Annotated in this window: 22 protein-coding genes; 10 read left to right on the top strand and 12 right to left on the bottom strand. The window is 64.9% G+C overall.

Annotation, left to right across the window (positions count from 1 at the left end; genetic code table 11):
• Positions 1-161: 161 nt before the first annotated feature.
• A complete protein-coding gene (locus AC0Z42_RS21195; RefSeq protein WP_485470164.1) occupies positions 162-1,088 on the top strand; it encodes a histone deacetylase family protein in 927 nt (308 codons plus the stop codon).
• Here the strand turns inward: AC0Z42_RS21195 and AC0Z42_RS21190 are convergent.
• On the bottom strand, positions 1,085-1,393 hold the full coding sequence (locus AC0Z42_RS21190) for a hypothetical protein (protein ID WP_485470163.1): 309 nt from the start codon (positions 1,391-1,393) through the stop codon (positions 1,085-1,087). The two genes, AC0Z42_RS21195 and AC0Z42_RS21190, sit on opposite strands and share 4 nt — an antisense overlap.
• Positions 1,394-1,512: 119 nt before the next feature.
• Complete coding sequence (locus tag AC0Z42_RS21185; protein ID WP_485470162.1) at positions 1,513-2,277, bottom strand: hypothetical protein; 765 nt, start codon at positions 2,275-2,277, stop codon at positions 1,513-1,515.
• A gap of 182 nt (positions 2,278-2,459) precedes the next feature.
• Here AC0Z42_RS21185 and ylqF point away from each other — a divergent pair, with 182 nt between their 5' ends.
• Entirely contained in the window at positions 2,460-3,407 is a 948-nt protein-coding gene (gene ylqF / locus AC0Z42_RS21180; RefSeq protein ID WP_485470161.1) for a ribosome biogenesis GTPase YlqF, read from the top strand.
• A gap of 55 nt (positions 3,408-3,462) precedes the next feature.
• Here the strand turns inward: ylqF and AC0Z42_RS21175 are convergent, their stop codons facing one another.
• A complete protein-coding gene (locus AC0Z42_RS21175) occupies positions 3,463-4,278 on the bottom strand; it encodes a DODA-type extradiol aromatic ring-opening family dioxygenase (protein WP_485470160.1) in 816 nt (271 codons plus the stop codon).
• Positions 4,279-4,391: 113 nt separating this feature from the next.
• On the opposite strand from AC0Z42_RS21175, the gene AC0Z42_RS21170 reads away from it, so the two are divergent.
• The 5 genes from AC0Z42_RS21170 (at position 4,392) to AC0Z42_RS21150 (ending at position 8,785) form a co-directional block, all read left to right on the top strand.
• The gene (locus tag AC0Z42_RS21170; RefSeq protein ID WP_485470159.1) at positions 4,392-5,282 is read left to right on the top strand and encodes a LysR family transcriptional regulator; all 891 of its coding nucleotides are present in this window, start codon (positions 4,392-4,394) and stop codon (positions 5,280-5,282) included.
• A 94-nt stretch (positions 5,283-5,376) separates the two neighbouring features.
• Positions 5,377-6,942, top strand: coding sequence for a TonB-dependent receptor (locus AC0Z42_RS21165; RefSeq protein WP_485470158.1), 1,566 nt, complete (start codon positions 5,377-5,379; stop codon positions 6,940-6,942).
• Positions 6,943-7,083: 141 nt separating this feature from the next.
• The gene (locus AC0Z42_RS21160) at positions 7,084-7,779 is read left to right on the top strand and encodes a thiol:disulfide interchange protein DsbA/DsbL (protein WP_485470157.1); all 696 of its coding nucleotides are present in this window, start codon (positions 7,084-7,086) and stop codon (positions 7,777-7,779) included.
• A gap of 3 nt (positions 7,780-7,782) precedes the next feature.
• Positions 7,783-7,989, top strand: coding sequence for a hypothetical protein (locus tag AC0Z42_RS21155; RefSeq protein ID WP_485470156.1), 207 nt, complete (start codon positions 7,783-7,785; stop codon positions 7,987-7,989).
• A gap of 49 nt (positions 7,990-8,038) precedes the next feature.
• A complete protein-coding gene (locus AC0Z42_RS21150; protein WP_485470155.1) occupies positions 8,039-8,785 on the top strand; it encodes an SDR family oxidoreductase in 747 nt (248 codons plus the stop codon).
• Here the strand turns inward: AC0Z42_RS21150 and AC0Z42_RS21145 are convergent.
• The 6 genes from AC0Z42_RS21145 to AC0Z42_RS21120 form a co-directional block, all read right to left on the bottom strand.
• Positions 8,782-9,657 (bottom strand): efflux RND transporter periplasmic adaptor subunit, encoded by an 876-nt coding sequence (locus tag AC0Z42_RS21145; protein ID WP_485470154.1) that lies wholly within the window; start codon positions 9,655-9,657, stop codon positions 8,782-8,784. The two genes, AC0Z42_RS21150 and AC0Z42_RS21145, sit on opposite strands and share 4 nt — an antisense overlap.
• Before the next feature lie 37 nt (positions 9,658-9,694).
• A complete protein-coding gene (locus AC0Z42_RS21140) occupies positions 9,695-9,895 on the bottom strand; it encodes a DUF1656 domain-containing protein (protein WP_485470153.1) in 201 nt (66 codons plus the stop codon).
• Positions 9,885-12,032: an FUSC family protein gene (locus tag AC0Z42_RS21135; RefSeq protein WP_485470152.1), complete on the bottom strand. Its 2,148-nt coding sequence runs from the start codon at positions 12,030-12,032 to the stop codon at positions 9,885-9,887. Before AC0Z42_RS21135 ends, AC0Z42_RS21140 begins: the two co-directional genes overlap by 11 nt.
• Positions 12,033-12,043: 11 nt before the next feature.
• Positions 12,044-12,550: a MarR family winged helix-turn-helix transcriptional regulator gene (locus tag AC0Z42_RS21130; protein WP_485470151.1), complete on the bottom strand. Its 507-nt coding sequence runs from the start codon at positions 12,548-12,550 to the stop codon at positions 12,044-12,046.
• A gap of 76 nt (positions 12,551-12,626) precedes the next feature.
• Positions 12,627-14,036 (bottom strand): efflux transporter outer membrane subunit, encoded by a 1,410-nt coding sequence (locus AC0Z42_RS21125; RefSeq protein ID WP_485470150.1) that lies wholly within the window; start codon positions 14,034-14,036, stop codon positions 12,627-12,629.
• A gap of 127 nt (positions 14,037-14,163) precedes the next feature.
• Positions 14,164-14,475, bottom strand: coding sequence for a DUF4148 domain-containing protein (locus tag AC0Z42_RS21120; protein ID WP_485470149.1), 312 nt, complete (start codon positions 14,473-14,475; stop codon positions 14,164-14,166).
• Positions 14,476-14,738: 263 nt separating this feature from the next.
• Here AC0Z42_RS21120 and AC0Z42_RS21115 point away from each other — a divergent pair, with 263 nt between their 5' ends.
• Together AC0Z42_RS21115 and AC0Z42_RS21110 are read left to right on the top strand one after the other, a co-directional pair.
• Positions 14,739-15,056 carry a hypothetical protein gene (locus AC0Z42_RS21115; protein WP_485470148.1) on the top strand — a complete coding sequence of 106 codons (318 nt, stop codon included), beginning with the start codon at positions 14,739-14,741 and terminating at the stop codon, positions 15,054-15,056.
• 54 nt (positions 15,057-15,110) lie between these two features.
• On the top strand, positions 15,111-15,425 hold the full coding sequence (locus AC0Z42_RS21110; protein WP_485470147.1) for a hypothetical protein: 315 nt from the start codon (positions 15,111-15,113) through the stop codon (positions 15,423-15,425).
• Between the two features lie 44 nt (positions 15,426-15,469).
• Here AC0Z42_RS21110 and mgrA read toward each other — a convergent pair whose 3' ends face one another.
• Entirely contained in the window at positions 15,470-16,510 is a 1,041-nt protein-coding gene (gene mgrA / locus AC0Z42_RS21105) for an L-glyceraldehyde 3-phosphate reductase (RefSeq protein WP_485470146.1), read from the bottom strand.
• 105 nt (positions 16,511-16,615) lie between these two features.
• Between mgrA and AC0Z42_RS21100 the strand changes: the two genes are divergently transcribed.
• Positions 16,616-18,166 (top strand): CYTH and CHAD domain-containing protein, encoded by a 1,551-nt coding sequence (locus AC0Z42_RS21100; protein WP_485470145.1) that lies wholly within the window; start codon positions 16,616-16,618, stop codon positions 18,164-18,166.
• Between the two features lie 6 nt (positions 18,167-18,172).
• Here AC0Z42_RS21100 and AC0Z42_RS21095 read toward each other — a convergent pair whose 3' ends face one another.
• Entirely contained in the window at positions 18,173-18,547 is a 375-nt protein-coding gene (locus AC0Z42_RS21095; protein ID WP_485470144.1) for a lysozyme inhibitor LprI family protein, read from the bottom strand.
• 99 nt (positions 18,548-18,646) lie between these two features.
• Positions 18,647-21,634, bottom strand: coding sequence for a sensor histidine kinase (locus AC0Z42_RS21090; protein WP_485470143.1), 2,988 nt, complete (start codon positions 21,632-21,634; stop codon positions 18,647-18,649).
• Positions 21,635-21,758 lie beyond the last annotated feature (124 nt).

Genomic DNA, 21,758 nt, shown 5'->3' with positions numbered 1-21,758 from the left:
ATTATTTAATGTGCAATCGCTAGCGCCGGTCAAATCCTGCGCCTGCCACCGCGCCCGCGAGCGGCGTGTCCGTGGTAGATTATGCGATCGAGACCATGGCGGCGCGGGCCAGCCTGTGATTTTACCTGCGTGGACAGAGACAAAGCGAACAAGTACAAAGAATGAGCACAGCTATTTATACCCATCCCGATTGCCAGCGCCATGAAATGGGCGACTGGCATCCCGAATCACCGGCCCGTCTGCAGGCCATCAGCGACCAGTTGATCCTGGCCCATATCAGCGACCTGGTCGAACACCGCATCGGCGCCTGCGCGCAGTTGTCCGATATCGAGCGCAACCACAGCGCCACGGCCATCGGCCTGGTGCGTGATAACGTGCCGCCACCGGGCGACTACTATCCGCTCGATGGCGATACCCTGCTCAACGCGCACAGCTACCAGGCGGCGCTGGCGGCGGCCGGTGCGGCCATTTCCGCCACCGACGCCGTGATCGATGGCGAGATATCGAATGCCTTTTGCGCCATCCGTCCGCCCGGCCACCATGCGCGGCCCAGCGAACCGATGGGTTTTTGCCTGTTCAACAATATCGCCATCGCCGCCAAGCATGCGCTCGACGCGCGTGGCCTGGAGCGCGTCGCCATCGTCGACTTCGACGTGCACCATGGCAATGGCACGGCCGAATCGGTGGCGCACGATCCGCGCATTTTGATGGTGAGTTTTTTCCAGCACCCATTTTATCCGTACAGCGATGTCGAGTCATATACCGACACCCGCGTCAACGTGCCGGTGCCGGCGCGCTCGAAGGGCGACGTGGTGCGCCAGCTGGTGCTGGACCACTGGCTGCCGGCCCTGCACCGCCATCGCCCGCAGATGGTGTTCATTTCCGCCGGGTTCGACGCCCACCGCGAAGACGACGTGGGCGGCATGGGCCTGGTCGAATCGGACTACAGCTGGCTGACGCAGCAGATGATGGCGGTGGCCAGCCAGTATGGCGAAGGGCGCATCGTCAGCTGCCTTGAAGGTGGCTACAATCTGTCGTCGCTGGGCCGCAGCGTGGCGGCGCACGTGAAAGCCCTGGCCGAGCTTTAAAAAATTTCCAGGCGGGTGCCCGAATTGAGATGGCGGTGGGTCTGGAAGTCGCAGGCGTCGCCGGCCATGAAGTTGCGCCAGGCCTGCGAGTAGACGGCCGCCGACTTGTCGGCGTCGAAGCTGTCTAGGTGCAGCATGTCGCGGTGGTGCTTGATTTCATTGACCAGCTGGTCGTACAGCGCCTGCAAGCCGGCCGTATCGGCGCTCTGGCGTTTCAGGCGCTCTTCCAGCGCGGCAACATGCAGTTGCGACTGCCGGCCCGTGTCTTCCCCCATCATGATGCTGATACCCTTCGTTTGCTGCATGTCGACACGGCAGTTGCCAAATCGGTTGCCAAATTAAAACAATTACTTTTAATTCAAGAGGCGATATTAAAACACATTTTTATTGCTCAGCGTAAATATTAAAATCCTTTTGGCAATGTTTACATGGTTTTATGTGGCGCTGTGGCGACGTGTTCTTCCTCGGCGTAGCTGAAGGTCAGCAAGGTGTCGTCGTTCCAGCTGGCATCGTGCAGCGGCGGCGTGTAGCGGTTGCGGTCATCGCTCAGTGGCAGGCGCACGCTGCGTTCGCCCGAGTGCAGCAGCACGCCCGTCAGGGTACGGGCGGCCGGATACGGCACGCTGATCATCGCCGAATGGCAGGGGCCGCCAGCGAGCTTGAACAGGTTGCGGCGCATGAACGGCAGGGCGTCCTGTTCCACTGCCCAGCGCACCTCGCATTCCAGGCGCAAGTCGCCCAGGCGGCGCACATTGACCGGCAGGCCCGGCGTGATGATGCTGGGGCGCCAGCGCACCGTGCTGCGCTTTTTGTTGCTGACCAGGTCGGCGTTCGCGTCAAACGCCGTCTTGTCGCGCACCAGGGAAAACGTGCCGTCGTTGGCCAGCGGAATCGCGATTGACAGATTGTCCGCTTCCAGGCGCAAGGTCGCGTCCGTCATCGAGATGGCCGGCGTGGCGGCCAGCAGCTTGAAACGCAGCGGCGCGGCGGGCGCCAGGCGCTGATGGTCGGCAAACGCGTCGAGTCCCTTGAGCATGGTGCGATACGGCTGCAGGTCGGGGTCGCGGGTGCCGTGCACGTCGACGATCTGTTCGCCGGCGCTGTCCTGCGGCGCGCTGGCGTCCTGCGCCTGGGCGCACGAGATGCAGGAGACGAACAGGGCAAGCAGGGGCAGGCGGGCAAATGGCATGGTCGTGATCGGTAGGGTCAAGGTCGGGGACGGAGCGCGGATAGTAGCACCATGGTTAGCATTGGATTATCACCAATTGTATCGTTTGACGCCGAACAGCTTGCGCATGCGCCGGTAAACCGGACGCTGCGCCAGCAACCACGTAAAATAGCGGATTGACTGAACGATTTTAAGGCAAGAGCATGGCGATACAATGGTACCCGGGACATATGAACGCGGCCCGCAAGAAAGCGGCCGAGACCATGGAAAATACCGATCTGGTGATTGAAGTGGTCGACGCGCGCCTGCCGGCAGCCAGCTGCAATCCCATGGTCGACGAGCTGCGCCTGTTCCGCCAGCGCCCGTGCCTGAAGATACTCAACAAGACCGACCTGGCCGATCCGGCGGCAACGAGCGCCTGGGTGGCGTATTTCAATGCCCAGGAAGGCGTGACCGCGTATGCGATGACGACCAAGAAGCCCGGCGACGTGGCGCGCATCCCTGAACTGGCCCGGTCGCTGGCGCCGCACCGCGGCGTGCCGACCAAGCCACTGCGCATCATGATCATGGGCATCCCCAACGTCGGCAAGTCGACCTTGATGAATGCGCTGCTGAAAAAGCGCGTGGCGAAAGTGGGCGACGAGCCTGCCGTGACGAAAATGCAGCAAAAGCTGTACCTCGACAAGAACACCATCCTGGTCGATACGCCCGGCATGCTGTGGCCGAAGATCGCCATTCCCAGCGACGGCCTGATGCTGGCAGCCAGCCACGCGATCGGCTCGAACGCGCTGATCGAGGAAGAAGTGGCCGTGTTCCTGGCCGAGGAATTGCTGAAACGCTATCCGGACCTGCTGGCCGCCCGCTACGGCACCAAGACCGGTGAGGTCGACGCCATCGGCGTGGTCGAAGGCATCGCTGCCAAACGCGGTTTCCGCATCAAGGGCGGCGACTACGATTTCGAGAAAGCCTCGCACACCCTGCTGCTAGACTATCGCAGCGGCATCCTGGGTCGCATCTCGCTGGAAACGCCGGACACGCGCGCGGCCCTGATGGCGCAGCATGCGGCCGAGATGGCTGAAAAAGCGGCAAAAGCCGCTGAGATCGCGGCAGAGAAGGCAAAGAACGCTTCGCGCGGCAAGCGCGGCACGTAATGTACTGTATCAGTTGAAAAAGGCGCCGCGACAGCCCTGTCGCGGCGCCTTTTTTTCAGGCCGCCGCCTGGCCGAACCTGAAACTGCTGACCGCCAGCGCACCGAAAAAATCATCCTCGTGGTACACCACCTGCGCCGCCTCTTCCTCGGCCGCGCCCAGCGCCACCATCAGCGGCAGCAGATGGTCTTCGCGCGGATGGGCCTGGCGCGCGCCCGGCGCCTGGTCCCAGGCCAGCAATTGCGCCAGCCGTTCGGCTGGCGGCAAGGCCATGGCGTGGCGCAGCCAGGCGTCGAACTGGTGCGAGGCAACAGCGCCCAGCTGGCCGAACTGGCGCAGGTTATGGTACGACAGGCCACTGCCCAGTATCAGCACGCCCTGCTGGCGTAATCTAGCCAGCGCGCGGCCCACCTCGATATGCGTGAGCGCATCGTAGCCATGTTTCAGCGACAGTTGCACCAACGGCATGTCAGCCTGCGGGTAGATCGGGAACAGGGCGCTGAAGGTGCCGTGGTCAAACCCCCGTTCATGGTCGAGGCGGGCCGGGTGGCCAGCCGCGTCAAGCAGGGCTTTTACTTGTGCCGCCAGTTCGGGCGCGCCGGGGGCCGGATACTGGATCTGATAGGTGTGCGCCGGAAAGCCCGAGTAATCATAGATCATGCCGGGGCGCGAGCTGGCCGAGACCAGGAACTGCGGCCCTTCCCAGTGTGCCGTCATCACCAGCACGGCTTTGGGGCGTGGTCCGATCTGGCGCGGAATATCCTGCAGCGACGCTTCGAGCACATCGTAGCGGCCGCCAAACTGGTCTTTCATGAACGGCCACGGGCCGCCGCCGTGCGACAGGAAATAGGTGGGAAATGTGTGGCTGGACATGGCGGCTCCGATAGGGGATGGCTGGGAATGCTCCTACTATAGTCATGCGCCAGAAGTTGATCAAGACAGCAAATATTGATATATCATTGTCGTTTTGTTGATGATGGGCCGACATGGATACCTTGCGCAGCATGCGCGTGTTTCGCGCCGTGGTGGAACTGGACAGCTTTGTGCGCGCCAGTGAGCGCCTGGGGCTGTCGCCGGCCATGGTCAGCAAGCACGTGATGCACCTGGAGCGCCACCTGGACGCGCGCCTGCTCAACCGCAGCAGCCGCCACCTGAGCCTGACGGAAATCGGCAAGGTGTATTTCGAGCAGTGCCGCGACATGCTCGACAACCTCGATGAAGTGGAAGCGACCGTCGGCCGCACGACAGTGGTGCCGCGCGGCATGGTGCGCCTGAGCGCGCCCGTCTGGTTCGCCAACCCGATCTTTACGCGCACCCTGGCGGCCTACCGCGAGCGCTTTCCGGAAGTCACGTTTGATATCGACCTGAGCGGCCGGGTGGTGAACCTGGTGGAAGAAGGTTTCGACCTGGCCCTGCGCGTGAGTCAGGCGCCGTCGCCGGCGCTGATCGCGCGCCCGGTCGGCAAGGTGCAGTTCTACCTGGTGGCCGCGCCGGCCTACCTGGCCCGTTTCGGGACGCCGCGCCTGCCGCAGGACCTGGCCGCGCACGCCATGATCAGCTATTCGTTGATGGCCTCAGGTAATGAACTGCCGTTCGCCGGGCCGCAAGGCAGCGTCACCGTCAAATTCCGGCCAGTCTTGCAATCAAATAATGAAAGCCTGCTGCATGCGGCCGCGCTCGACGCCATGGGCATCGCGCTGCTGCCGTCGTGGCAGGCCGATGCCGACCTGGCAGCAGGGCGCCTGGTGCGCCTGTTCGATGACTACGCCCTGGTTGGCGGCAAGGTGCATGCCGTGTACACCAGCCGCCGCTACCTGTCGTCGAAAGTGCGCACCTTTATCGATTTCCTGGCCGAAGAAGGGCGGCTGGGAATATAGCCATTGTTGTCTTGGTTGCCATGTTGCAAGCTCTGGGTATAATAAGGCGCCTTTGCCGTATCGTTCGGCGCCGCATACTATCCAGCCCGCCGCCATGATGCCTGCCCTGTCCACCCTGATGATTGCCATCCGCACCGTGCTGTTGTGCGCCCTGGCCATGCCGGCGCTGGCGCAGCAGGCGCAGCAAGGTGGCGCCCCTGCCGCCGCCGCCAACTCGGGTGAATTGTCGGCCGAGGTGGGCGAACATGGCCAGCGCAGCGGACATGCCAGCGTGGCGCGCGAGCATGATGGCCTGTCGCTCGATGCCGCACTCGATGTCGTGCGCAATGGCAATTACCGCGACGGCAGCGTGTTTCTTGAGCGTGGCGCCAGCCTCGGCGCCGAATGGAAATCGCGCGAGGGCCGCTTCGGTTTCAGCGCAGACCAGGTCGAACAGAATACCCGCTACCCGGCGCCGCTCGGCACCTTTGCCTTCGTGCTGGCGGCCTGGCCCGACGACCGCTACCGCTACGATGTGGGACGCGCCAGCGCTTTCGTGCAGCGCTATATCGGCAACCTGGAGCTCGGCGTGGAAGCGACCCTGCGCGAAAAGCGCGCCGAAGCCACCTATGCCGGCAGCACCGGCAGCGATGTGTCGTCGTACCGCAGCCGTCAGTTGCAGCTGGCGCCGCGCCTGCGCCACTATGGCAAGCTGGGCACGGTTGGCACCGATACCGAAGTCGGTGTCGACCTGATGCAATGGGAGCGCCGCACCGCGCGCTCGACCGAAGACAGCGCCACCGACCTGACGCGCCGCCAGCATGCGCGCGCGCTGCTGCTGCGCGAGGAACTGGCGTTTGGCGGCGTGCACGCGCCGCGCCTGCTGCTCGGCCTGCGCCAGGAACAGTTTCACCTCGACCCGTCGGACTTGCCGGCCGGCGGCAGCGACTGGGAAAACCAGCGCGCCTGGAACCTGCAGGGCAGCTTTTTGCTGCGCCCCGACACCAGCGTGTACGCCAAGACCGCGCGCAGCTACCGTATCGATGACGATGGCTATACCAGTGCCGGCTACCGGCCGCTGGCGGGCCAACTGCGCTACCAGCGCGAAGTGGGCCTGAACTGGAGCGGCAAGGGCCGCAGCGCGTCGCTGCGCCTGTTCAGCGAACGCCTGGTGACCAAGATCGTGTTCGACCAGAGCCTGGTGGAACTGAACCAGCAGGGCTTTGCGGGCAACCTTGAGCCGGCCCGGCGCGACGGCGTGGCCATCGAGGCGAGCATGCTGCTGTCGCCGGCCTGGCGCCTCGACGGCCAGCTGCAGCAGGCGCATGCCCGCTATGACGACTATCCGTATGACGGCGCCGATATCGCGCTGGTACCCAAGACCCTGGCCACGGCGCGCCTGTACTGGACGCCGCCCGGGCGCAGCAGCGCAGACCTTGGCGTGCAGTGGCTGCGCGCCCTGCGCTATGGCAATGACTTCGACAACAGCTGCCTGGCGCGGGTGCCGGCGTTTGCCACGCTTGACGGCCACTACGGCTACAAGGCGGGCGCCTGGCAGCTGGAGTTGGCGGCCAGCAACCTGGCCAACCGCCGCCATTATGGCGCTGCGCGGGCCTGCCGCTCGAGCATTTACCAGAACGACACGCGCCAGCTGCGCCTGTCGGCGCGCTACCAGTTCTGAGCGCGGCACGCGGCGCTGCTTAAGCATGGCTTAATCGGCATCGCGCGCCTGGCCATGGCGGCTTTTTTTGAACATGCCAGACCATGCGGCAGCGCAAAAAATGGTAACCTCGCACTGTTTTCGACCACTATGATGAAGGATATGACTATGCGTTTCCCGCGCTTCCTGCGTTCCCTGCTGCGCCCTGTGCTGGCCGCCACTTTCCTGCTCGCCGCCACCGGCGGCGCGATGGCCGCCGATATCGGCTTTACCACGCTGGCCACGCCGCAGCGCAGCGACACCGGCAAGAAAGTGGAAGTGATCGAATATTTCATGTATTCGTGCCCGCACTGCAACGCGCTCGATCCGCTGATGCACGACTGGGTCAAGAAACAGGGCGACAAGATCGCTTTCCGCCGCGTCCACCTGGCCTTCTCGGGCCCGAAAGATCCGCAGGCGCATGCCTACGCCACGCTGGAAAGCATGGGCGTGCTGGAGCAGTACCATGACAAGATCTTCCGCGCCATCCACGTCGAGCGCAACCGCCTGATGACCGACGGCGCCATCCTCGACCTGCTGGTCAAGAACGGCATCGACAAGGCGAAATACCTGGAAATGTTCAATTCTTTCGGCGTCCAGACCAAGCTCAAACGCAATGAGCAACTGATCGCCGCCAGCAAGATCGACAGCGCGCCAACCATCGTCATCGACGGCCGCTTCGTGACTTCGCCGGCGCAGTTGTCGCGTCCTGGCCAGTCCGAGCCGCAGACCCAGCAAGCGACCCTGCGCGTGATGGATGAGCTGGTAGCACGCGTGCTGAAAGAGCGCGGCAGCGTGCCTGCGCCGGCGAAGAAATAAGCCATGAAAAAGCTGCCCTGGACCTTGTGCGCAGCCGCCCTGGTGCTGGTCGCCTGGCTGGCGCTGGCGGTCGTCAACGTGGAAAACCAGCGCAACGCGCTGGCCGGCAAGGCCTGCGCCGAAGCCGACACGCAGTGCCTGGCGGCCGCACAGACGCGCGCGCACTGGTGGCAGCACCTGGCGTATGCGATGACGCATGTGCGGTCATAATCAGTCAATAGCCCGCTTCGAGCGGGCTTTTTAACGAATGGGAGCAACGATGAAAGAAGTCATCCTGATCACCGGCAGCAGCCGCGGCATCGGCGCCGCCACCGCCTTGCTGGCTGCGCGCCAGGGCTATGCGGTATGCATCAATTATGTGCGTGATGCGCAAGCGGCAGAAACGCTGTGCACGCAGATACGTTCTGAAGGCTTTGAAGCGATCGCGGTGCAGGCCGACGTGGGCGAGGAAGGCGATGTGGAACGGCTGTTCCGGGAAGTCGATGCGCGCCTGGGCACGATCACGGCGCTGGTCAACAATGTCGGCGTGCTCGAACAAAAATGCAAGCTGGTCGACATGTCTGTGCAGCGCATGGAGCGCGTGCTGCGTACCAATGTGATCAGTTACTTCCTGTGCAGCCAGCAGGCTGTGCGGCGCATGTCGACCGCCACGGGCGGGCAGGGCGGGCGCATCGTCAATGTGTCGTCGGTAGCCGCGCGCCTCGGTGGCAGCGCCGAATATGTCGACTATGCGGCGTCGAAGGGCGCGATCGACACGTTGACGGTCGGCCTGGCGAAAGAGGTGGCGCTGGACGGCATCCGCGTCAACGGCGTGCGGCCCGGCCTGATCTACACCGAGATCCACGCCTCGGGCGGCGAAGCGGGCCGGGTGGACCGGCTGGCTGCCGGCGTGCCGGTGCAGCGTGGCGGCCAGCCCGGGGAAGTGGCGGACGCCATTTTATATCTGCTCAGTCCTGCCGCCAGCTATGTGACGGGCGTCTTGCTGGACGTGTCGGGCGGGCGTTAAACCTTGCTTGCCTTTGAGTGCGGCGTGATCACCACCGTGCAGGTAGTGCCGGCCACCAGTGCCTGATTCGCTGGCAGCTGGTCGATATGGATGCGCACCGGCACGCGCTGGGCCAGGCGCACCCAGTTGAAGGTGGGGTTGACGTCGGCCAGCAATTCGCGGCCGGTGGCGGCGTCGCGGTCGGTAATGCCGTGCGCGATGCTCTCGATATGGCCGTGCAGGGTGCCGCCGCTCATCAGATTCATTTCCGCCTTGTCGTCCTGCGCCAGCATGGCCAGCTTGGTCTCTTCAAAGTAGCCCACCACGAAGTACGAGGCGCTGTCGATCACCGCCAGCTTCGGCGCGCCGACGGCGGCAAAGTCGCCGGTGTGCACGTTCAGGTTGGTGACGAAGCCGTCGACCGGTGCGCGCACGGTGGTGCGCTCCAGGTTCAGCTGCGCCAGGGTGCGCGCGGCCAGCGCGCCCTGCACCTGCGAGGTGGCCGAGCTGGCGGCGTAGGCGGCGCTTTCGCGGCTTTCGGTCGAGATGATGCTGGCGTCGAGGCTGGCGCGGCGCTGGGCTTCCTTGCCGCGGCGGCCCTGTTCCGTCCTTTGCGCGGCCAGTACTGCCTCGGCCTGCGCCAGCGCGCTGGCATAGCGTTCCTTGTCGACGACGAACAGCACGTCGCCCTTGTGCACCAGCTGGTTGTCGCGCACCAGCACTTGCGTCACGGTGCCGGCCACGTCGGCGCTGATATTGATCACGTCGGCCTTGATGCGCCCGTCGCGCGTCCATGGCGACTCCATGTAGCGGTCCCAGACGGTCTTGCCGATCCAGAGTGCGGCGGCGAGCAGCAGCAGCGTGATTGCGTAGCGGGTCAGTTTGGTTACCATCGAGGCACCCCTTCCTTGATCAGGTTGAACGGTTTTTTTATTTGTAGAGCGATAAAGCCAGCGCGCCGAAGATGGCGATGAAGATGCACAGGCGCGCCAGCGAGGGGTGCCACACCATGCGGTACACGCCGAGCCAGCCGAAGACGCGGTCAAGCACCGTCTGCAGCGCGATGCTGAGGATGAACAGGGGCAGCAGGGTGGGCAGCAATACCCCGAACAGGGCGAATTCACGCGGCATGATGGTCTCCGGCGGCAGGCGCCATATGATCTAGCAATGAGGTGTACAGGGAATGCAGGTCGGCCAGCGCCGTCTGCAGGCGCACCGAACGTTCGGCACCGGCGCCATCTTGCGCCGCACGCACGCAGGCGCCGGCCTGCAGGGTGGCGTCGATGGCCGCCTGCAGCGCACTGGGCTGACGCGTGCGCAGCCAGGCGGCGATGCTGTCGACGCAGCGCTCCAGCGCACGGGTGGCGGTGCCGGGCGCCTTGGAGGTGGCGACCAGTTCGCGCACTTCGATCACCGAGTGGCCGATTTCCAGCAGGGTCAATGCCTGGCGCACGACGGCGCGCGCTTCCGCGCCCGGCGCCGGGCCGGCCGCCGCATTGAGCTGGCTCAGCAGGTCGCGCATGCGGTTGTCGTAGCGGTGCTTGTTGTGTTCGCCACGCAACAGGCGCGCGGTGCAGGCGCGCAGCGTTTCGCGCCACAGCGCCGGCCCCACATGGTCGCGGTGGCCCATGGTGTGTTCGGGCAGGATCACGGCAAATACCACGCCGGCCAGCATCAGGCCAACGATCAGCGCCATGCCCGTGTTGAGGAAGCCGGCGCCGTCGACATGCATCAGGTTGGTCGGCGCCATCTGCGTCATGAAGGTGCCCACCCCCAGGCCGATGCCCAGCTTGGCCGGATTGCTCATCAGGTACAGGCCGACAGCCAGGAACGGCGCAAAGCTCAGCACCAGCATCGGAAAGCCGTCGCCGTGCACCAGCACGAAATACACGCAGACCAGGGCCAGCGGCATTGCGATCAGAAAGCCTGTCAGCACCTGGCGTATCATCAAAATCGGCTTGGGCACCGACGACGCCAGCGCGCAGAACACGGCCGCCATCAGCATCGCCGTGCTGGCATACGGCCAGGCCAGGAAATACGCGCCCAGCGCCAGCAGGCCCAGGCTGATGGCCGCGCGCGCGCCGCTGGCGAGCACCAGCGCCGGCGGGGTTTTCGGCGCATAGGCTTGCGGCGTGCTCACGGCCAGAGGCGTGTCGTGCACCAGGCTGAAATAGACTTCATGGAAGCGGCTCATGTCGCGCGCGAAGCGCTCCAGCAGTTCGCAGACGGTGTCGAAATCGATGCGCTGCGCATGCTCGACGCGGGCGCCGTCGATCTGCGCGCGCGCCTGCGCCAGCGCCGCCTGCAGGTGCAGCTGCATGGTGTCGAGCGAGTCTTGCGAAGGGCGCGAGCGCAGCGCTTCGGCGATGATGTCGAACAGCGGCGCGCAGGCGTCGACGACCCGGGTCTGGCCGTCGCGCTGCAGGCGCTCGACCAGGCGGTGAAACGTATAGAAGGTGGTCAGCGCCGTCATGAAGGTACTGTTAAAAGCGTGCAGCTTGCGGTTTTGCGCGCGCACATGGCTGACCGCATCGCTCACTTCGAACAGGGCGGCCGAGCGGCCCAGTTCCAGCGCGGCGACGTCGGCGGCAAAGCGCAGGTGCGTCACTTCGACCTCGGAGGCCGACAGCTTTTGCTGCAGCACGTCCTGGCAAAAGCCGAGGAATTTGCCGTAGCGCGCTTCGACCGAGCGCATCACCTGCGTGCCCTGGTGGCGCGGCAGCAGCACGCTGGAGACCACCGCCGAACAGATGATGCCCAGGCTCACCTCCGCCACGCGCGTGACGGCCAGCGCGAACACCTGCATCGGCTGCTCGATGGCCGGCAGCACGATCATGCAGGCGGTATAGCCGGACAGCACATACACATACGACTGGGCGTTGCGGTGCAACGCGGCGCCGCTGGTGCACAGGCCCACCCACAGCGCCAGGCCGGCGAACAGCAGCACCGGCTGCTGCGGGAAAAAGCCGATCAGGCACAGCGCGGCGGTGCAGCCGAGCAGGGTGCCGCACAGGCGGTAAAAACTTTTTTCCAGCACCATGCCGCTGCTGGGCAGGGCCAGGATGATGGTGGTGGTCATGGCCGTGCTGGGCGAATCGAGGCCCAGGCGGTAGGCCAGCCACAGCGCGCAGAACGCGGCCGTCAGGGTCTTGGCGACGTAGATCCAGCGTTCGCCTTCGCTCACGCGCCAGTCGTGCAGCGCTTGCGCCAGCCAACGTGCGGCCCTGGGCAGGGGGCCTGTGTGTGAGGTTGCTGTGGCTGGCGTCATCGATAGAGTTGTTAGTCCGGGTTGTTGTGATTGTTCAGGTTGCGCAGCTGGCGCGCATACAGTTTGTCGAGCACTTGCAGCTCTTCTTCGGTAAAGCCTTCATACAGCGACGAGGTTTCGGCATACACGTCCGGCAGCGCCGTCTCGATCAGGGAGCGGCCCTGGTCGGTCAGCGAAATCATCACCGAGCGGCGGTCGCCGGGGCGCGTGCCACGGTGGATCAGCCCGCGCGTTTCAAGGTCGTTGCACACGCGCGTCAGGTTGGCCGGCTTTTCATGGCAGGCCATGCCCAGCACGGCGGCGCTCGAGGTTTCGTCTTCGGTGCCATACAAAACAGCCAGCACCATATAGCTGGCGTCGACCAGGTCGTGCTTTCTCAACGCCGCATTGGTCAGGTCCTTCATGCCTTTCTGGATGTGATACGTCATGCGCAGCAAGCGCATCAGCTCCAGCGGGAACGCCGGCATGCGCGTGCGGATATGCTGCAGCCGCTTCGAAGTGGCATCAAATGCTGTCATGTCGTGTTCCTTTGCGTGTGAATAAAGCGCTGATTGTAGCTTGTAGAGTTATGGCTACGCCAATCTTTAGGCCTGCCTAGATGCCGCCTCCCAGTGCATTCATCAGGGAAACATAGAGATCGAGCTCGCTGGCGCCATTCTGCGCCTGCTGTTGCTGTTCCGCCAGCAGCGCCACTTGCGTGTTGAGCATGTTGATGGCGTCGCTCATGCCGGCCTTGTAGGCCTGCTCGGCCAGGTCGCGCGCACGCTGCGCCGTGGCCAGCGCCTGCTGCGTCAGCGCATGCTGCTTTTGCAGCGACTGCGCCTTGGTAACGGCGTTGGCGACGTCCGCCATGGCGTTGATGACGGTGGCGTTGTACTGCTCGACGGCGCCGTCATACACGGCCGTCTGGCTGCCCAGCTGGGCGCGCAGGCGGGCGCCGGCGAAGATCGGCAGGCTCAGTGCCGGCGAGGCGCCGCGCACCTGTGAATTGGCGTCGAGGAAATGGCTGAAGCCGAAGGCCTGGAAGCCGGCAAACGCCACCAGGTTGACGTTCGGATAAAACTCGGCCTTGGCCGCGTCGATGCGCTTGGCCGCCGCTTCGACCCTCCAGCGCTGGGCGGCGATATCGGGACGGCGGCCGATCAGATCGGCCGGCAGCGCTGCGGGTATCGCCAGTGGATGGTCCAGGCGCAGCACCGGCCGCGTCAAGGCGGCGCCGGCCGACGGCCCCTTGCCCGACAGCGCAGCGAGCTGGTTGCGCAGCAGGGCCAGCGATTCGTTCGCCTGTTCCAGCTGGCGCCGGCCAGCCGGCAGGGTGGTTTCGATCTGCGCCACGTCGATGTCGGTGCCGATGCCGGCCTGGCGGCGGCGCTGGGTGATGTCGAGTATGCGTGCACGCTGCGCCAGGCTGTTTTGTATCACGTCCTGCAAGGTGTATTCATACGACAGCTGGATGTAGGTGCGCACCAGCGCCGTTTCAAGCGCCAGGCGTGCCATCTGCGATTCGGCCGACGCCATCTGCACGTCACCAAGCGCGGCGGCCAGCGCGGCGCGGTTGCGGCCCCACAGATCCAGGTCGTACGAGGCGGTGACCGTGGCCTGGTTGCGCCAGGCATAGTTGCCGGCCAGCGGGGCCGGGGTCGAACCGTGTTGCGAATACAGTTCGCGGTTGATCGACACGCTGGCGTCGCCTTGCGGACGGGTCTTGTCTTCGGCTGCGCCGGCCAGCGCCTCGGCCTGGCGCACGCGCGCCTGGGCGCCGCGCAGGGTGGGGCTGTCGGCCAGCGCCTGTGCCATCAGGCGGTCCAGTTGCGGGTCCTGCAGCGCTTGCCACCATTGCGCGCGCGGCCATTCGATGGCGGCGCTGGCGGCCTCGTTGTTCTGGCCGCCATCGAGCGCGTGCGCGTCTGCCAGCGCCGCTTGCGGCGCGATATGGCCCATGTCGGCGCAAGCGCCAAGGGCAAGGGCCAGGCTGGCGGCCAGCAAGCGGCGGGACAGGGACATGCGCAGAACTCCACGGAAAATAATCGGTAAATAAGGTAAGGTAAAACTCGCCGCGGTGAGCTTGCCAGGAGTGGCCTGGGTATGCTGCGCCGCAACGGGGTAATGCTAAAAACCGGCTGACAGGTTTTTATTTGACGACGTGGTGACGGGTTTGGGCGATATCAAAATCGGCTTCCGTTTGCGGGATCTGGCCAGCCTTGCGGGCGGCGTAGAACTCGTTCATGACCTGTTCGCGCGTCACGGTGCTGGCGGCGGTGGCAGGGGTTTTCGGATAATCGGCTTCGCTGGTGGCGATTTCGCCGGCGTTGCGGGCGCGGATATATTCGGCCGTGACGTCGGCGCGCGTCAACTGCGTGCTGGCGGCTGGCGCTGCGCTCTGGGCAAAAGCCGATGAGGCGGCGAGGACCAATAATGCTGCTGCGAGTGATTTGGCTTGCATGATGAACTCCAATATGTGCATGGCTGGGTGGATGGGCCGGATCGCCACGTACCGGTCGGCTCGGCAGGGCTGCGCGGATGGCGCCGTCCTGCCGATAAAACATGTTTCTGGATCAGAAGCGTGCTTACTTGAATGAACTATAGCAATGAATAGTACATTTGTGAAGTATTTTTTTAAAATATTTGTGCAGTGCGTCGTGGCCAGCCGTGCGACAAGCTTGCCGCTGGCGGAGTAGAGTAATATTTTATTAACAGGAGAACATCATGAGCGCAAGCAGCCTCGATCCAGACAACCTGCCCGGCCTGCCGGACCGCGTACTTGGCACGGGCCATGGCAAGGGCGCCCTGGGCCCCAGCGACAATTCCGACAGCGGCAGCGATGTGCAGGGCATTCCCGGCCAGGACCAGGACAGCCTGGACAGCGACAGCGATGCGGCCGGCACGGGCGAACGCACTGGCGTCGAACCTGAAAATGCCGGGGCCGACGGCGGTGATATCGATGTCGACCATGTGGAGCGCATGGTGCCCGATCGCGCAGTAGACGACGTCGAAGGCGAAGAAGACCCCGACCGTCCTGACTGAGCGTAAAATGGCGGCAGGTGTCAGCCGGCATCCGTTTACCAGAAAGCCGCAGCGATGACGCAAGACAAGCAAGAGAAACAGAAAACCTTGATGTCGATGTACCGCGAGACGCGGCCGCGCGAGTTTGTCGGCCAGAAAAGCACCACCAATCACCTGGCCTGGAGCTTGCTCATTCTGTTGTCGGCACTGGCGATCTGGCTGGTGCTGGCGCTGGCGGCAGCGGAAAACCAGCGCTATGCCTTGCAGACGAAGGCCTGCCAGGACCATGTGTTCCCGACTGAAATCGACACGGCCTGCCTGAAGCAAATCAAGTCGCGAGAGCACTGGTGGCAGCACGTGGGGCACGCGCTGGTGCATCTGGGAACGTAAAAAAATGGGCGCCGATTCGGCGCCCATTTTTTTGCTTCCTGCTTTTACTTGGCTTTCGACGGCCCTTCCCACAGATTGATATGGCCTTCGCGTGCCTGCACGTCGATGGCGCGCAGTTCTTCTTCGGTAAAACCCAGTTGCTGCAGCGCCGCCACGTTTTCGCGGATCTGCGCGCTGCTGCTCGCGCCGATCAGGGTGGTGGTGACGCGCGGGTCGCGCAGCACCCAGGCCAGCGCCATCTGCGCCAGGCTCTGGCCGCGCGCAGCGGCGATCTGGTTCAGCCCGCGCACCCTGGCCAGGTTTTCCGCACTCAGGTGTTCCTTGGTCATCGAGCCGCCGCCGGGGCGGTTGATGCGCGCATCCTGCGGCACGCCGTCCAGGTATTTGTCGCTCAGCAAGCCTTGCGCCAGCGCCGTGAAGGTGATGCAGCCCATGCCTTCTTGCTCCAGCGTGTGGAGCAGGCCGTCGTCCTCGATCCAGCGGTTGAGCATGTTGTAAGACGGCTGGTGGATCAGGCACGGCACTTTCCAGTCGCGCAGCAGGGCTGCCGCTTCGGCCGTCTTTTGCGGCGAATACGAGGACAGGCCCACATACAGCGCCTTGCCTTGCTGCACCGCAGTGGCCAGCGCGCCCATGGTTTCTTCGAGCGGCGTGTCGGGATCGAAACGGTGCGAATAAAAGATGTCGACATAGTCCAGGCCCATGCGGCGCAGGCTCTGGTCCAGGCTGGCCAGCACGTATTTGCGCGAGCCGCCGCCCTGGCCGTAGGGGCCAGGCCACATGTCCCAGCCGGCCTTGGTGGAAATGATCAGCTCATCGCGGTACGGTAAAAAGTCGTCGCGCAGCAGCTTGCCGAAATTGCTTTCCGCGCTGCCGTAGGGAGGGCCGTAGTTGTTGGCCAGGTCGAAGTGGGTGATGCCCAGGTCGAACGCCGTGCGCAGCATGTCGCGCTGGACGTCGAGGCTGGTGCTGTCGCCGAAGTTGTGCCACAGGCCCAGCGACAGTAGCGGCAATTTCAGTCCGCTGCGCCCGCAGGTGCGATATTGCATCTGTTCATAGCGGTTCTCGGCGGCGTGATAGGTCATGGTGTCTCCTCTTGTGGTGAAGCGCTTATTCTCGCGCAAATCCGGCAAGCGTGCGCGGCTGTCACCGGCTTTACAATGCCTGCTCTACTCTCTACAGGGCTGGCCATGGAAGTCGAACTGAAACTCCTGCTTGAACCGCAGCATGCGGCGCAGCTGCGCGCGCATCCCTTGCTGGCGCAATATGCGACCGCAGCACCCGCGCTGCTGTCCATGCACGACCTGTATGTCGATACGCTTGATCTGCAGCTGTGCCGCCACCAGGCCGGCCTGCGCGTGCGCCAGATCGAAGGCAGCTGGGTGCAGACCCTGAAGGCGGGCGGCAGCGTGCGCGGCGGCCTGCACAGCCGCCACGAATGGGAGAGCGAGGTCGATGGACCGCAGGTACAGCTCGATGCGCTCGACGCGCTGATCAAAGGCAAGCAGCCGGTACGCGCGCTGCTGCGCCGCAAGGCGATACGCCAGGGTTTGCACACCGTGTTCAGCACGCGCATCGAACGCATGGCCTGGCAATTGGCCACGCCAGAGGGCGACCTGGTCGAATGCGTGCTGGACCAGGGCGTGATCGAGCGTGGCAGCGCAGACAGCATGCGCAGCGTGCCGGTCAGCGAGATCGAACTGGAACTCAAATCGGGGCGGCCAGCGGCCTTGTTCGAGATCGCGCTGGCGCTGCTGCAGGAGGTGCCGCTGCGGATCGGCCAGATGAGCAAGGCCGAACGCGGCTATCGTCTCGCTGCCGGCATGCCTGTCAAAGCCGTCAAGGCGCAGCCTTTGCAGCTTGACGGCAAGCTGTCGGTGCAGCAGGGTTTCCAGGCGATCGCCGCCAACTGCCTGGAACAGATCAGCGCCAACCAGGATGGCGTCGCCGGCGGCGAGGATGTGGAAAGCCTGCACCAGATGCGCGTGGGCTTGCGCCGGCTGCGCTCGGCCTTGTCCTTGTTCAAGCCGCTGCTGGCCTTGCCCGAAGACCTGCAGGCCGATCTGGACTGGCTGGTGGGCAAGCTGGGCGCCGCGCGCGACTGGGATGTGCTGGCCGGCGATACGCTGGTATCTTGCGAGGGTGAGGTCGATGCCGACATGTCGGCGCCGCTTACCGAAGCGGCGCGCGAGCAGGCCAGCGCTGCCCATGCGCAGGCGGCCGTCGCGCTGGCCGATAGCCGCTATACGCAGCTGATGCTGGCTTTGCAGCGCTGGCTGCTCGCTGGCGGCTGGCGCGATGGCAGCACGCCGCGCCAGCGCCGTGAACTCGAACAGCCCTTGCCGCGCTTTGCCAGGCAGGCCTTGCGACAGCGCCAGCGCCGCCTGCGCAAGCGCGGCAAGCTGCTGTCCGGCGGCACGCCGGAACAGCGTCACCAGATCAGGATTGCGGCCAAGAAGGCGCGCTATGCGGCCGAATTCTTTGCCTCGCTGTTCAGCGCCGGCAAGGTGCGTGCGTATGTCAAACCATTGTCGGGCTTGCAGGATGTGCTGGGCGTGCTGAACGACTTGCAGGTGGCTGACGGCTTGCTGCATGAACTGGCCCAGGAGCGGCCGCCGCTGCAGGCGCCAGCGTCGTTCGTGCGTGGCTACCTGGCGGCGCGCGCCCACGCGCGGCTGGGCGACGCGCGTGGCTTGCAGCGGGCCTGGCAGCGCTTCAAGGCGGCGCGCCTGCCACGCTAGAGCAGCTTATTGCAGCTTGCTGTTCTGGCAGCCCGAGCTTGAACATTCGCGGAAGCGGTCCTGCAGGAATTGCGCGCGCTTGATGGTGGTGCTGGTGGCGCAATCGAGGTTCACATAGAAGCCCGAGCTGTCCTTTTTCGAGCAGCTCTGGTTGCGCTCGCTGATCCACGACAGCTGGCCCGACTTCAGGGTCTGCTTGCCGTTGGCATCGAGCTTGGCGGCCAGCTTCTTGTAGTTGTCGTTCAGTTCCTTGTCCGCTTCCTGGTACACCTTGTTCAGGCAATACAGGCCGTCGAAATCGTTGCGCGGCGTATCGCAGGCGGAGTTCGCCATGGCGGAACCGGCAGCACACAGCATCAGGGCAAGGACGAATTTTTTCATGGCGGTCTTTCTGAAAGGGAAGGGACGATAGCGAGCGGAAACGTAGGCTCTTGCGTATCCTATAACAATCCCCATTGACGCCGCGTACGCTTGCGCGTCTCAATACGCCAGCTGGCCCGGCACGTTCACTTCGATCTCGGTGCCGGCGCCGGGCCGGCTGCTGATGTTCAGCGTCGCGCCGATGCTGGCGGCGCGCTCGCGCATGCCGAGCAGGCCCCAGTGGCCGGGCCGCCCCGCCTGCGCCACGGCGTCATCGAGACCGCAGCCATCGTCGCGCACGCGCAGGATGAAGGCCTGTTCGGCATAGTCCAGCTCCAGCACGATATGCGCCGCTTCGGCGTAGCGCGAGGCGTTGAACAGCGCTTCGCGCGCGATCGCATAGATTTCATCGTGCACGCACGGCAGCAAGCGCCGGCAAACACCGCTCACTTGTACGGTAAATGCGTGGGCGCGATGCTCGGCAAGGCCCTTGCCGAATTGCTGCAGCGCCAGCGGCAGTTCGTCGGGCGGGGCCACGGCGCGCAAGTCCATGATCTGGTCGCGCCCTTCGATCAGCAACTGGTCGGCCAAGTTCAGCGTGCCATCGAGGCGCGCCCGTTCGCGCGTGCCCTGTGGCAGCATGTGCGCGTGCGCGTGGAACGACAGGATCAGCCCTTGCACGCTTTGCAGCAAGGTGTCGTGCAGCGAGCGGGCGATGCGCGAGCGTTCGGCCAGGCGTTCCTGCAAGCGCTCCTGCAGCCGCGCGTGCATGCCGCGTTTCAGGCGGCGGATGCGCAGCACATAGCCGCCATACAGCAGCAGCGCGCCGCCCAGCGCCAGCAGCAGCTTGAACCACGGCGTTTGCACGAAGGTGGGCGCGATCACGATATCGAGTTTTGCCGCTCGCGTGTTCCAGACGCCGTCTTCATTGGCCCCAGTCACCTCGAAGCGGTACTTGCCGGGCGCCAGATTGGTGTAATACGCTTCGCGCCGGCCCACTGGCTCCTGCCAGCCGGCGTCCACGCCGGTGAGGCGGTAGCGCAGGCGTACGCGCTCGGGCATGGACAGGCTCAGCGCCGTGAAGCCGATCTGCAGGTTCTTGCTGCCTTGAGGCAGGTGCAGCAGCTTGCCAGCGTCTGGCCGGTAGGGCGTGCCGTCGGCCAGCAAGGTGTGGATCTGTACCGGAGGGGGCAGGGGGTTGCGGCGGATCTGCGCCGGGTCGATGGTGGCGATGGTGGCGGCGGTGGAAAACCACAGCTTGCCGTCAAGCGAGCGTACCAGCGTGGGCAGCGGGCGTAGCTGGGCGGCATGGCCCTGCAGGCCGTCGAGCGCATTGAAGCGTTCCGACGCCACATTGCCGCCATCCTTGATCCACGCGGCCACGCTGGCGGCGCTGATATGGTCGATACCGTCCGCGCCATGCAGCCACAGGTCGCCATCGGGCAGGCGCAGCATGCCCGACACACCGCGAAACTGCTCGCCCTGCGCGCCGCGCAGCATATGGAAACGGCCACCGTGGTATAGCGCCACGCCGTGCTCGCCGCCGGCCCACATGGCATCGCCATCGCGGTACAGCTGCAGCACGGCGCCCACTTGCAGGCCGTCGCGCGCCCCCAGCCGTTTGACGGCGCCGTCGTGCTGGCCGTCGCCAATCAGGCTGATGCTGTTGTCGGCGTGGCCGAGCCACACGGTACCTTGTCCATCCATCGCCATGGTCGTGGCCTGCGCCATGGGCAGGCCGGACAAGCCGCCATCCCTGACCCATATTCCTTTCGTGCGGCGAAACAGTCCGCCACCCGAAAACGAGGCCCACAAGTCGCCCGCGCGGTCCTGCTGCAGCGCCTGCGGATCGAGGCCCGCGACACCAGGCGGCAGGGCGACGCGGGTAAAACCGCCATTGACGGCGCGGTGATGCAGGCCCAGCTCATTGCCCAGCCATAAAGTGCCGTCGGCTGCCCAGTGGCTGGCCGCCAGATGTTCCTTCAACTCGACCTTTTTCACGCCATCGGCCGTAAAACTGCGGATGTCGCCCACGTAGTCGCCGATCCAGACATCGCCGTCCGGCCCCGGCAGCATGCCCGGATGATCGAAGGGTACCTCGACCGGCAGGGTCTTCAGGCGGTTCGGCCGCAAGCGGTCCAGCCCGGCCGAGGTGCCGAACCACAGATTGCCTTCGCGGTCCTGGAAACTCGATTGCGGCAGCGGGCCGCTGATGCCGTTCTGCCGCGTCAATCGCTGCGCCGGCAGGCTGGGCCCGCCCGGCACGAACTTGCGCTCGATGCCGTCCGGCTGGAACAGCCACATGGTGCCGTCGCGGTCAAAACGCATGCCGTTGCCGATGGCGTCGGGCTTGAGCGGCGCCTTGCCCTGCGGTTCAGTTGTACGCACGCGGAAATAGCGGTTCTGGTTGTCGACCGCCCAGATCGCGCCGTCGGGCGCTTCGGCCATGCTGGTCAGCATGGTGCGCGGCCAGGCGTGCGAAAAACGCGCCTGGCCGGGCTTGCGGAAAAACACGCCATACATGGTGCCCATCCACTGCGTGCCGTCGCGCCCGAACAGTACCTGATAGACGCGCCGCGTCGGCAGCCCCACGTTCTCGCCCTGCGCCTCGAAGCGCTGCGCCCCCGGCGCCAACCGCGCCGCGCCGTCACGCGTCCCGACCCAGATGGCGCCATCGGGCGCACGTTCGATATGCAGCACGGCCCCCGTCGGCAGCCCTTGCGCCTGGCCATAGTTGCGCGCACCGTCCGGGCGAAACACCGTCACGCCGCCCAGCCGGTAGCCGAGCCAGATGGCGCCGTCCGGTTCGATCGCCAGCCCCAGCACATTCGACGAGGGCAGGGGGTAGCCATACACGCTGTCGGTACGCTCGAAATGCACGCCGTCATAGCGGTACAAGCCGGTCGCGGTGGCGATCCACAGCCAGCCGTCCTTGCCCTGCGCAAACTTCAGCACGTCGACCGGCGCCCCCTGTACCGCGCCCCAGGCGCTATGGCTGTAATCGGACAATAGCGGCGCCGGCACCGGGGCCGGCGCGGCCGCCACGCAAGACAGATGGAACGCCGCCAGGCAAACGGCAAGCAGGCGGCGCGGCAGGCGAAAAAGCATGGGGTGGACGCAGGAGTGGAAGCAGTTGGGCTGGAAAATGATTATAGACGAGTAACAAGATGGTGGTCTGCTGGAACAGAAGGCGGGCAGGGACTTGTTCGCATTACCATAACGCAATATCATG

Source organism: Janthinobacterium sp. 1L-D-8-B-C4, assembly GCF_057291295.1.
This window is presented reverse-complemented; position numbering and strand designations above follow the sequence as displayed.